The sequence below is a fragment of the Streptomyces sp. NPDC028907 genome, assembly GCF_055564995.1.
In genome coordinates this window covers 36,210-48,088 of sequence record NZ_JBVHVE010000017.1, presented here as the reverse complement: position 1 = coordinate 48,088, position 11,879 = coordinate 36,210, and the positions used below count along the sequence as shown (strand labels likewise).

Sequence of the window (11,879 nt, the reverse complement as noted above, 5' to 3'; positions counted from 1 at the left end):
TCCGCTGTTTCCGCAGCGCGCCAGTATGTCAGCCGGCAGCACACCCGGCAAAGCATGAGAGAACGCGGCCTGGCCACGCCGCACGCGCGGCGTCGGCGGCGAAGCCCAGCGTCTGCTCGCCCACACCGACGAACCGGCGGCGACCATCGCCCGCCGCCTGGGCTTTCACGCAAGGAGCCCCCAACAGTCGTCACGGGCGAGAGCGAGGCGCTGCTGGTCGATGCCGCCTTCACCCGCGCCGACGGCCACCGCCTGGCCGCCGAGATCCTCGACTCGTGCAAGAAGCTGACCACCGTCCTCGTCAGCCACGGCGACCCCGACTTCTACTTCGGCGCCGAGGTGCTCGCCGACGCCTTCCCCGAGGCGAAGTTCGTCGCCACCCCGGTCGTCATCGAGCACATCAAGCACTCCTACGAGGGCAAGCTCAAGGCGTGGGCGGCGCTCGGCCCGAACCTGCCCTCGCGCCTGGTCGAGCTGGAGCCCCTGACCGGCGACCTCGTCCTTGAGGGCCACCGCTTCGAGCTCAGGGGCGGACCGGCCGGACTGCCCGACCGCCACTACCTGTGGCAGGCCGAGCACCGCGCCCTCCTCGGCGGTGTCCTGCTCTTCCAGCAGGAACACGTATGGGTCGCCGACACCCCCACCCCCGACGCCCGGGCCGCCTGGGTCACGCTGCTGGACGAGATGGCCGCCCTCCAGCCGGAACTGGTCGTCCCCGGCCACCGCCTGCCCAACGCCCCGGCGAACGCCTCCGCGATCTCCGCAACCCGCGACTACCTGCTCGCTTTCGAGGAGGAGCTCGGCAAGGCCGCCGACGGCGCCGCGCTGACCGAGGCGCTCGTCGCCCGCTACCCCGACAACGGCATGCTCATCGCCGCCCAGATCGGTGCCGAGGTCGCCAAGGGTGAAATGAAGTGGGGCTGACATGACGGACTTCGCAGCGTCCACCGCTCCCGCCGACGTCGTACGCCGCCAGTACCTGGCCTCCGCGGCCGGCGACCTGGAAGCCCTGCGCGCCACCCTCGCCCCGGACGTGGAGTGCACGGAGATGGCCGGCTTCCCCCTCGCCGGCACCTACCGCCCCCGACGGGGTCACCGGCAACGTCATGGAACGGCTGGGCAAGGAGTGGGACGGCTGGACCGCCCACGACGACACCTATGTAGTCGACGGTGAGAACGTCGTCGTCCTCGCCCGCTATACGGCGGCGAACAAGGCCACCGGCAAGGACATCGACGTCCGGGTCGCCCACCACTTCGTCGTGCGCGGCGGCCTGATCGTCCGCTTCGAACAGTTCGTGGACACCGCGCTGGTCCGCGACGCCATGACCGACTGACCCTCCCGCTGCTCTGACGTAGGTCGTGGCCGCCGAGGACCCGGCGCTGCCGCCCACCGCGCGGGAACAGTGGGCGGCGCGTGCCGCAAGGCGGTCGTCGTGATCAGGGCAAGGGCACCTCGCGCGCGTAAGGGGCGACGATGATCCGGTCGATCAGTGGTGCGTAGCGGGAGCGGAGCGGTACGCCGGGGAAGGTGTCCGAGGCGTAGGTGGTGCCGTCGAAGTTCGGCAGCTCCTCGGAGCGGAAGGCGATCGTGTTCTGTCCCTTCCTCAGCTGGACCGGGACGGTCAGCTCCCAGAAGTTGTTCTGGTGGAAGGTGTGCGGGAAGCCGACGCGCCGCGTCTCACCCCCGTTGACCGTGATGTCGGCGTGGCGGCCGAGCGGATCCGGGTTGTAGTGGGTGGCCTCGGCCTGCTCGGGGTTGGAGTAGCGGATACGCAGCGCGTACAGGCCGGCCCGGTCCGCGGCCACGGTGAACGTCGCGGTGTTGCCGTTGCCAGGGGCGCCGCCGATGCCGGTGATCGCCGTACCGCCGGTGGCCAGGGAGAGCGGGGCCAGGGCGGCCGAGCCCGCGAGTCCGGCGTCCTGCGCCCCGTAGGTACGGGCTGGGAGGGCGCCCTCCGTGGGCGTGACCGTGAGTCGATCGACGAGTGTGGTGGACGAACCTCCGGTGAGTGTCACCTTGTTGACGCCGCCCGAGAGGGAGACCGCCACGCTGCTCCTGTCCTTCGCCAGGCGCAGGACCTCGTGCCCGTTGACGGAGAGCCGGGCGCCCGTACCGCCGAGTGCGCCGACGCTGAGGGTGGCCTCGCGATCGGCGGGCGAGTAGACCCAGAACGTGGCGGTCTGACCCTTGGCGAGACGGGCTGCGCCCGAGCCGGTCGCCGCCCGCTTCGCCAGGTCGTAGACCGGCCGTGCACCGCCGCCCAGCCAGGCCAGTTCGCCCTCGTACGCCTGGGTCTTGGCTGAGGCGTCCGGCAGGGACAGGGTGACGCGGTCGACGATGGCGTCACCCTTCGTGGCGCGCTTGCCGTCGAGGCTCTTCGCGGCGAGCGTCAGAGTGTGCTTGCCCTTGGTGAGCTTCACGCTGGTGTCGGTGTGGTCCCACACCACCCACTTGTAGCCGAGCGGAAGGTACAGCTCCTGCTCGCTGTCCGCCTTGCCGTCCACGCGCAGGAAGACGTTGGTGGGGCCCTGCTCCTTCACCTTGTCGAAGGTGTTGAGGGAGTTGGCGAAGACACTGAGGTCGTAGGTGCCGTCCTCGGGCACGTCGACGGTGAAGTCGAGCGTGACGTCGGAGCCGGTGCGCAGGCCGCCCACGTCGTAGCCGCCGGAGGTGTAGAACTTCGACACGTCGCGCGGCGAGCCCTCGGGGCCGTTCTTCGAGTAGCCGGATCCGGTGTGGGCGGCGTCCTCCGCCTCGTAGGAGCCCTGCCAGCGCACCGGCGGGGCCTGCGTGCTCTTCGCCTTCCCGGCCGGGCTGAGGACGATCTCGTAGGCCGATGACTCCTTCAGTGCCGGCAGCGCGCCCTCGCCGAAGTCGACGACGACCTCGCCGTCTTCACTGACCTCCAGGTTCGTCTCCGTGAGCAGCTTCGGTCCGGAGTTGTCGCCGACCTGTCCGCTCCAGTCGATCTCGCGCACCCAGGCGTGCACGCGGTCCCCGAAGACCTTCTTGGGGACACCCGCGAAGGTGATGTGGCCCTTGCCGGTCGAACCGCCGAAGATCAGCCGGGACTGCTTCTTCTCGGCGTCGAGCGTGGCGACACCCTGCATGGTGTAGTTCTCGCCGGGGAACGGCGGCGTCACCTTCACCGTGTGGCCGCTCATCGAGGCGTACGAGTTGAGCAGCCACCACTGGCCGTTGCCTCGGCCCGACTGGACCGCCGAGTCGGAGAGGTTGCCGTCGATGTTCCAGTAGGCGATGTCGGCGTCCACCTTGGACTCCTCGATCGCGGACACCCACTGGATCATCTGGCCGGGGACGGAGGTGTGGTAGTTGAAGGCGTACTCGTTGATGTTGATGGGGAGTTGGGTGCCCTCGCGGTCGGTCCCCTTGAACAGGTCCTTCTCCCACGCCCGGTACTTGGCGACGCTCTCGCGCACCGCCTCCGGATGGCTCAGCTCGTGCCAGGTGATCACCTGGGGGAGGGTGCCGGCGGCCAGGGTGTGCGTGAGGAAGCCCTTGACCTGGTCGTAGAGGACGCTGGTGTTGGGGCCGGCGATCCGGGCGTCGGGCATCCTGCCCTTGATGAGCTTGTAGGCGTCGTCCCAGGCGGCGAGGAAGTCGTCGGGGTCGCTCAGCCAGCTGACCTTGTTGTAGCTCCACTCACCGGTGCCGAACATGTTGCCCTCGGGCTCGTTGAACGGCACGAAGACGATGTTGTCCTGGTACTCCTCCGGCAGCCGCAGGACCTGATCGACCTGCTCGGCGATCTTCTCCTTGTAGAGCTTGAGCTTCTCCGCGGGGGTATCGCCCGGCCACTGGTACGGGAAGCCGCGGTGGATGTCGGTCATGTAGATGTAGACATCGCCGTCGGTGGAGTCGGCGAGCGGCTTGACCACCTCCAGCGCGTCGGCACCGGGGTGCTGCGGGCCGTCCTGCGCCTTCGTGGAGACCGTGCGCAGGCCCATGCCCTCGATGAGGTTGTTGGTGGGGACGTCCGGCCCGTACACGCCGTAGAGAGTGCCGGAGGCGCCGCCGTGGAACGCGCCGGTGTCCGAGCCGAGGTCGACCGTGAGTTGCCCCTCGCGGACCACGGTGACGGTCGCTTTCACGGTCCGTCCGGCCGCCGTCCCCGACACGGCGAACGTCCCCGGCTTCGCGTACTTCTCGGCCGGTACGGCATCCCAGGTGATGGACGTGTCGCGGTCGTAGCCGTCGGAGAAGGAGGAGCGGACGGCGGCCGGGAGGGAAGGGGCGGTCCCCGTCGTGGTTCGGACGTCGAACGACGTCCGCGAGAGTTCCTGGAGGGTGGGCACGGTCCCGACCGTACCGGCCACCTGCTCCGCGCTCAGCGCCGAATGCCACACCGTGAAGTCGTCGACCGCGCCCTTGAGCAGCGGGTCGGGCCAGAAGGACTTGCCGATGTATCCGGCGGCCGTGGCCGAACCGTCCAGCAGTTCCTTGGCCCTGATACCGGTCGCGGCGGAGGAGATCGCCACCCCGTCGAGGTAGGTGGTGAGCCGGCCGGCGGCGGTGTCGAGGGTGACGGTGACCGTCCGCCACGCGTCCGAAGGAAGCATCGCGTAGCCGCGGACCTGTGTCTCCGCTCCGCCGCCGCCGGTGGTCACGGACGTCTGGAACAGCCCGTTGCTGTTGTACGGGGTACTGAAGAGGTATTTGGTCGTGTTGGTGCCCAGGTCGAAGATCCGCTGCCACGGCGACTTGTCGCCGCTCCACTTCACGCGGGCGGAGACCGTCAGGTCGGTCGCGTCGCTGAGGACTTCGCGGGGCAGCCGGACGTATGCGCCGTCGGAGGTGTGCGCCCCGCCGGGCAGGGCCAACGCCTTTCCTCCGTCAGCGCCTGCCACGGACTGGGCGGTGGAGCCGTTCACCAGGGTCGCCGTCAGGCCGTTGCCGGAAATGTCGGTGATCGTGCCGGAGGTGAGGTCGTCCTGGTCGAAGGTGTAGCGGGCGGCGGGCTGGGGCGGCTCCGCTGCCCGCGCGGGGACGGCGGGGGCGGTCAGCAGGCCCGCGCCGAGAGCGACGGCCAGGGCGGCCGGGGCTCGGCGCCGGGCGGATCTGTCAGCGGATGGCATGGATTGCGTCCTCAATCCTCGAGTGCGGTGTCGTTGTCGGCCCACCTCGGTCGGCTCCTCGTCCACGTGCCGTTCTGAGTGCGGGAGACTCTGAGGCGGGCAACTCGAACCGGTTCGATCCCGGGCGTCAGCGGCAAGGGCAATACCGAGGCGAACAGGAATGGCGACCCCTGTGCTGCCGGGCAGGCGAGGAATCGGCCCTTCGCCGCCGGAAGGATCACTTCATCGAACCGGTTCGGCGAAGCTAGCACTGGAGAAACCCGGCCAGCAATCCCCTGGACGCAAGGTCTCGGGCATCCTCGTCGGCGTCCATGGAATGGGCCGAGGGTGTTGACAGAGGTGCGGGCAGTTCCTACCGTCGCTTCACGCGAACCGGTTCGACAAGCCAGGTCGCCACTCGCCCATCCCCATATCCGCACGACCGACAGACGCTTCTGTATCCGGGGTGTCGAACCGGTTCGAGCAAGGAGTAGCCGTGAACATCGGTGAGATCGCCCGCAGGGCCGGTGTCTCACGGAGCACCGTGTCCTACGCGCTGAGCGGCAAGCGCCCCGTTTCCGAGGACACGCGCCGCAAGATCCAGCAGGTCGTCGACGAACTGGGCTACCGGCCCAGCGCCAGCGCCCGCGCCCTGGCCAACGGCCGGACCAGCACCATCGGCCTGGTCTTCCCGCCGGCCGGCAACCACTACACCGGGATGCAGCTGGATTTCATCGGCAGTGTCGTGGAGGCAGCGGCGGCGTACGACTATGACGTGCTGCTGTCGCCGAGCGGGGTGGACAGTGACCGTTCGTTCCAGCGATTGCTGGGGGAGCGGCGGGTCGACGGGGCGATCCTGATGGAGATCAGGCTGGAGGACGACCGGGTCGACCATCTGGCCGCGCTGGGCTTCCCGTCCGTAGCCATCGGCCGTACGGCTCATCCCGAGGACAGTTGGTGGGTGGGCCTGGACCACACCGCGCTGGCGGCGGCGTGCGTCCACCACCTGGCGGATCTCGGCCACCGCCGGGTCGCCTTCGTCAACCGTCCCGAGCAACTGCTGCGGGCCGGTTACGAATCCGCGCACCGCGGCCTGGACGGATTCACGAAGGCGGCGGCCGAGCGGGGGCTTACGGTCCGGACGTACTGCTGTGGGGACGACGCAGCATCCGGCCAGGCGTGCGTGGAGCGGATTCTGCGCGACGACCCGGCCACCACGGCCCTGGTCACGCTGAACGAGGCGGCCCTGGGCGGCATCTACCGCGGTCTGGCCAGGGCGGACCGCCATGTGCCGCGCGACTTCTCCGTCACCGGAGTGGTGGCGAGCCGGTGGGCGGAGACGGTGACCCCGCAGCTCACCGCGGCCGACGTGCCGGCGGAGGAGATGGGCCGGCGTGCCGTCGACCTGCTCGTCGAACGGCTCGACCATCCTGAGGCGCCCGCCCGGCACCACCTGCTCGCGCCGCCGATCTCGTTGCGGGCCAGTACCGGGCCCGCTGGAGTCACGCCCACCACGGACACCGGGCCCGGCACGACGTCCTGACCCTCACCACGCCCCGCCGAAAACCAGGCTCCCCACTTCACTCCGCCGAACGTTCGAAGCACCGCCGTAGTTCGGCGAGCCCACCCTCAGCAACCCGTGCCCTCGGCACCCGCATGCCGGAATCAGAGGAACTCACGATGAACAACTTCTCCAGACGGCGCCGCCTGACCGCCGCGGCCCTGACCACCGTTGTCGCCGTCGTCGGCACCGCCTGTTCCTCCGGCTCGGGCGCTGCCGGCGCAAAGGCCGAGGACAGCGGCACGTACACCATCTGGGACCCGTATCCCCAGTTCGACAAGAGCTCGGCCTGGGCGAAGCTGCTGGACGACTGCGGCACCAAGGCGGGGGTGAAGGTCAAGCGAACCGCGTTCGACACCAGTGACCTGGCCAACAAGGCGCTGCTGGCCGCGCAGCAGGACAACTCCGCGGACGTTCTCATCGTCGACAACCCGGTGGTGTCGACCCTGGCCGAGGCCGGGGTGCTCACCACGACCGACGACAACAAGCTGGACACCTCGAAGGTGGACCCGAATCTCCTCGCGGCCGGCGAGTCGGGCGGGAAGACGTACGGCACGCCGATCGGCGCCAACACTCTCGCCCTCTACTACAACAAGGAAGTACTGAAGGAAGCCGGGGTGGACATCGCCACGGTCAAGGACTGGAAGTCGCTGACGGCGGCACTGGCGAAGGTGAAGAAGGCGGGGAAGAAGGGCGTCACGTTCTCGGCGATCGGGACGGAGGAGGGAAGCTTCCAGTTCCTGCCGTGGTTCTGGGGATCGGGCGCCAGGCTGACCGAACTCGACTCCGCCCAGTCCGTCGCCGCGTTGTCCCTGTGGAAGGACTGGCTGCACAAGGGCTACGCCCCGAACTCCGTCATCAACAACACCCAGACCACCAGCTGGCAGGAGTTCGCCACCGGTGACTACGCCTTCGCGGAGAACGGCACCTGGCAGCTCGCGAACGCGAAGAAGGCCGGCTTCGACTACGGCGTCCTGCCCATACCCGGCGCGGACGGCGGCAGCGCCGCCGCCCCGACCGGCGGCGAGTTCGTCACCGTCCCCGTCCAGGGCGACACCGGCCGCTACGCCACCTCCCAGAAGCTGGTGTCCTGCCTGACCAGCAGCCAGAACCTGTACGACACCGACACCACCTTGTCGTACGTGGCTCCCACCGGCGAGGTGCAGGACAAGCAGGTGGCGGCGAACGCCGAGCTGAAGCCGTGGGTGGACGCGGTCAAGGCGGCCAAGGGACGCACCAGCGACGACCTGGGCACCAAGTACCCGAAGATCTCCGAGCAGTTGTGGAAGGCCGTGCAGTCCGCCCTCAGCGGGGCCGCCTCGCCCGAGGACGCGCTGGCCAAGGCCCAGTCCGCCGCCAAGTAGCCAGGGATCCCGGGCCACAGATGAAGCACACGACACAGCTGTCGGACCGCCGGCCCGCGCGCGCCGGGAACGGGGTGGCCACCGCCGCCCCGCACCCCGCCCCCGCGCGAGCACGGCGCCGTCCGACCTCTCCGCAGTGGGCAGCCTGGGCCTTCCTGGCGCCGGTGACCCTCTACCTCGTCCTGTTCTACGCCTATCCGCTGTACCGCAACATCGACCTGAGCCTGCGCAACTACACGGTCCGCTCCTTCGTCCAGGGCGACGCGCCCTTCACCGGACTGGAGAACTACCGGAAGGTCCTCGACGACCCCACCTTCACCCCGGCCCTGCTGCACACGGTGGTGTTCACCGTGGTGTGCCTGGTGCTGCAGTACGGCATCGGCCTCGCGCTCGCGGTCTTCTTCCACCAGCACTTCCGGCTGTCGGCGACGCTGCGGGCGCTGTTCCTGGTGCCGTGGCTGCTGCCGCTGATCGTGTCGGCGTCGACGTGGTCGTGGATGCTCAACAGCGACTCCGGGATCGTCAACGCCGCCCTGGGTGTGGTCGGGATCGACCCGGTGAACTGGCTGACCTCACCTGACTGGTCGCTGACCTCGGTGATCATCGCGAACACCTGGATCGGCGTACCGTTCAACCTTGTCGTGCTCCACAGCGGCCTGCAGTCGATCCCCACGAGCCTGTACGAGGCGGCCGCCCTCGACGGGGCGAACGCCTGGCAGCGCTTCCGGCGCATCACGTTCCCGCTGCTGCGCCCGGTCTCCGCGATCACCCTGCTCCTCGGTCTGATCTACACGCTCAAGGTCTTCGACATCATCTGGATCATGACCAAGGGCGGCCCGGCGGACTCCTCCACCACCTTCGCCACCTGGTCCTACCAACTCGGCTTCGGCAACCTGGTGCCCGCCTTCGGCCCCGGCGCCGCCGTCGGCAACCTCCTCGTCGTCGCCGCCCTGGCCTTCGGCCTGGTCTACCTCCGGGTGCAGAGAAAGCAGGCGCTGTCATGACGAGTCCGCAGCCGGTCCTGAACCGACGCACCAGCCGTACGGGGTGGAAGACCGCCACCGGTGTCCTGCTGACCGCGATCATGCTCTTCCCGGTCTACTGGATGTTCAACGTGTCCCTCACGCCCGAACAGGACATGCGCAAGAGCCCACCGGACCTGTTCCCCGCCCACGGCACCCTGGACGGCTACCGCACGGTACTGGACGAGCAGTTGCCCTACCTCGGCACCAGCCTCCTCATCGGACTGGGCACCGTCGTCCTGACCGTGGCCCTGGCCGCACCGGCCGGCTACGCGCTGGCCAAGCTGCGCCCGCGTGGCGGCGGCGTCCTGAACTTCGTTCTCCTGGCCGCCCAGATGATCCCCGGCATCATCATGGCGATGGGCTTCTACGCCATCTACCTCCAGCTCGGCCTGCTCCAGTCGGTCCCCGGCCTGATCGTCGCCGACTCCACCCTGGCCGTCCCGTTCGCGGTGCTGATCTTCACGGCGTTCATGTCCGGCATCCCCGGCGAACTGCTCCAGGCCGCGACCATGGACGGTGCCGGAACCTGGCGCGCCTTCCGGTCGATCGTGCTGCCGTTGAGCCGCAACTCGATCGTCACGGTGTCGCTGTTCGCGTTCCTGTGGTCCTGGTCCGACTTCGTCTTCGCCGGCACCCTCGTCAACGGCGGCGCCCACGAGCCGATCACCCTCGGCATCTACCACTACATCGGCAACAACAACCAGGAGTGGAACGCCATCATGGCCACCGCCGTCGTGGCCTCGCTGCCGGCCGCGGTCATCCTCGTCCTGGCCCAGCGCTACGTCGCGGCAGGCGTCACCGCCGGCGCCGTCAAGGACTGACCGACGTACCGTCACCGTCCTGTCTCCTTCCTCCCGTTGAAGAAACGAGTAGCCCTTCATGACCGCCGCCCGATCCGGCCCGGCCTTCTCCGTCCGCGACATTCCGTTCAGCACGTACGGCTCCTGGTTCGACATCTCGCCCGTGGTGGCGGAGAAGACGTACGCGGAGGATCTCCACCTGGTCTCGCACCAGACCGGTATGCACGCCGTCCTGCGTCTGGTCCCCCTGGACGCGGCGACCGGCCGGCGCGTCGAAACGACCGTTCAGGCGACCCCGTCCCTGCTCAGCTGGGTCGGCCCGGCCGGGCGGGTCGACCTCGCCTACGAGTCGCCGGACACCGTACGTCTGCGGGGGAGCGGTCTGGGCATCGGCGTCTTCGCGGCCGCGCGCGCGCTCACCCCGTTCAGCGGCACGTACTTCTACGCTGAACCCGGCACCGCGGCGTATGTGTTCACCTCGTACGAGACAGGGCGACGCTACCGGCTCACCGTACTGTCCGGATCCGTGACCGAGACGACCGGCGCACAGGCACTCGGGGGCGGTGACCGCGGTGTCACGGTCGGCACCGACGGCGGCGGGGTGTGGGAGGTCGCGGTCGAGGAGTACGAGACCGCGCGCCGCCCCTACGACGTCACCGCGACCTTCGACCGGGTCGCGGAAACCGCCCGTGCCGCCTTCGCCGCCTTCACCGACACCGTCGCGCCCTGGCGCTCGCCGGCCACGCCCGCGGCCGAACTCGCCGCCTATGTGCTGTGGTCGGCGACCGTCCGGCCGAAGGGTTTCGTGACCCGGCCCGCGGTGCTGATGTCCAAGCACTGGATGGACAAGGTATGGAGCTGGGACCACTGCTTCAACGCCCTCGCCCTGGCCCCCGGGCAGCCGGACCTGGCCTGGGACCAGTTCTCGCTGCCCTTCGACCACCAGGACGAGTCTGGCGCCCTGCCCGACTCGGTCACCCACTCCGAGGTACTGCACAACTTCGTCAAACCGCCCATCCACGGCTGGGCCTTCGGCCACCTGCGTCGACGCCTCCGCGCACCCCTCTCACCGGCACAACTGGCCGAGGGATACGGCAGGTTGGCCCGCTGGACGGACTTCTGGCTCACCGCCCGCCGCACGCCCGGAGCCACCCTGCCCCACTACCAGCACGGCAACGACAGCGGCTGGGACAACGCCACCACCTTCGACCCCGAACGCCTGATCGTCACCGCCGACCTCGCCGCCTTCCTGACTCTGCAACTACATGAACTCGCCGACCTCGCACAGGAATTGGGGCTCGACGCAGACGCCGGCCGCTGGCGACGGACGGCCGCCTCGACACAGGCGGCGATGCTCGACGAGCTGTGGTCCGGCGACCGGTTCGTCGCCCGCTCGGTCGGCACCGGGGACACGTGGAGCAGCGCCAGCCTGCTGGACCTGATGCCCATCGCGCTGGGTGCACACCTGCCGGAACGTGTCAGCGACGTACTGGCCGCCCGGATCGAGGCCCACCTGACCCCGCACGGCCTGGCCACCGAACTGCCCACCTCACCGCACTACCTGTCCGACGGCTACTGGCGCGGTCCGATCTGGGCGCCGTCGACCGTCCTCGTCGAGGACGGCCTGCGCCGCGCCGGTCACCGCGGGCTCGCGGACGAGATCAGCGCCCGGTTCCGCGCGTTGTGCGAGACCTCCGGCTTCGCGGAGAACTTCGACGCCCTGACCGGCGCGGGGCTGAGGGATCGTGCCTACACCTGGACCGCCGGTAGTTATCTCCTCCTCGCCGAAGCCCATGAACACCGGCGTGCGGAGCCGGTCCGGGCGGGCGGTGGATGATCCGACCAGCCGGTGGCGGCACACGACACGATCGCGTTCATCCCGCGTGGTTGCCGGCGGACCGCGGCGCTGCGGGACAGGTTCTGGGCGAGCGCGGAGCCGCGTCGTCCGTACGTGCGCTCTACGCCGGCGGAGGAGCCGTCGTGCGGCGCGGCACCAGTGTGGGGGAGTGGTTCTACGCCTGATGCAAAGTCTCGGCGCTTATGGCGGTCGTTA

The 11,879-nt window shown here is 69.4% G+C and carries 7 protein-coding genes and 1 pseudogene; 7 read left to right on the top strand and 1 reads right to left on the bottom strand.

Annotated features, from left to right (window positions below; genetic code table 11):
• Positions 1-54: 54 nt before the first annotated feature.
• Positions 55-924 carry an MBL fold metallo-hydrolase gene (locus ACZ4UU_RS37750; RefSeq protein WP_471907937.1) on the top strand — a complete coding sequence of 290 codons (870 nt, stop codon included), beginning with the start codon at positions 55-57 and terminating at the stop codon, positions 922-924.
• A gap of 1 nt (position 925) precedes the next feature.
• Positions 926-1,334 (top strand): annotated as a pseudogene (locus ACZ4UU_RS37745) (nuclear transport factor 2 family protein).
• A 103-nt stretch (positions 1,335-1,437) separates the two neighbouring features.
• Here ACZ4UU_RS37745 and ACZ4UU_RS37740 read toward each other — a convergent pair.
• Entirely contained in the window at positions 1,438-5,097 is a 3,660-nt protein-coding gene (locus tag ACZ4UU_RS37740; RefSeq protein WP_471907936.1) for a LamG-like jellyroll fold domain-containing protein, read from the bottom strand.
• A gap of 475 nt (positions 5,098-5,572) precedes the next feature.
• On the opposite strand from ACZ4UU_RS37740, the gene ACZ4UU_RS37735 reads away from it, so the two are divergent.
• The 5 genes from ACZ4UU_RS37735 to ACZ4UU_RS37715 all read left to right on the top strand — a co-directional run bounded on the left by ACZ4UU_RS37735 (position 5,573) and on the right by ACZ4UU_RS37715 (position 11,663).
• Positions 5,573-6,619, top strand: coding sequence for a LacI family DNA-binding transcriptional regulator (locus ACZ4UU_RS37735; protein WP_471907935.1), 1,047 nt, complete (start codon positions 5,573-5,575; stop codon positions 6,617-6,619).
• 137 nt (positions 6,620-6,756) lie between these two features.
• Complete coding sequence (locus tag ACZ4UU_RS37730; RefSeq protein WP_471907934.1) at positions 6,757-8,001, top strand: sugar ABC transporter substrate-binding protein; 1,245 nt, start codon at positions 6,757-6,759, stop codon at positions 7,999-8,001.
• Between the two features lie 20 nt (positions 8,002-8,021).
• A complete protein-coding gene (locus ACZ4UU_RS37725) occupies positions 8,022-9,005 on the top strand; it encodes a carbohydrate ABC transporter permease (protein ID WP_471907933.1) in 984 nt (327 codons plus the stop codon).
• On the top strand, positions 9,002-9,847 hold the full coding sequence (locus tag ACZ4UU_RS37720) for a carbohydrate ABC transporter permease (RefSeq protein ID WP_471907932.1): 846 nt from the start codon (positions 9,002-9,004) through the stop codon (positions 9,845-9,847). The genes ACZ4UU_RS37725 and ACZ4UU_RS37720 overlap by 4 nt, the downstream gene beginning before the upstream one ends.
• A 58-nt stretch (positions 9,848-9,905) precedes the next feature.
• Positions 9,906-11,663: an amylo-alpha-1,6-glucosidase gene (locus tag ACZ4UU_RS37715; RefSeq protein WP_471907931.1), complete on the top strand. Its 1,758-nt coding sequence runs from the start codon at positions 9,906-9,908 to the stop codon at positions 11,661-11,663.
• Positions 11,664-11,879 lie beyond the last annotated feature (216 nt).

Bases quoted from the DNA above. Each gene is read 5' to 3' on its own strand.
- ACZ4UU_RS37740 (WP_471907936.1), bottom strand. From the start codon at position 5,097: ATGCCATCCGCTGACAGATCCGCCCGGCGCCGAGCCCCGGCCGCCCTG.
- ACZ4UU_RS37720 (WP_471907932.1), top strand. From the start codon at position 9,002: ATGACGAGTCCGCAGCCGGTCCTGAACCGACGCACCAGCCGTACGGGG.
- ACZ4UU_RS37725 (WP_471907933.1), top strand. From the start codon at position 8,022: ATGAAGCACACGACACAGCTGTCGGACCGCCGGCCCGCGCGCGCCGGG.
- ACZ4UU_RS37750 (WP_471907937.1), top strand. From the start codon at position 55: ATGAGAGAACGCGGCCTGGCCACGCCGCACGCGCGGCGTCGGCGGCGA.
- ACZ4UU_RS37730 (WP_471907934.1), top strand. From the start codon at position 6,757: ATGAACAACTTCTCCAGACGGCGCCGCCTGACCGCCGCGGCCCTGACC.
- ACZ4UU_RS37715 (WP_471907931.1), top strand. From the start codon at position 9,906: ATGACCGCCGCCCGATCCGGCCCGGCCTTCTCCGTCCGCGACATTCCG.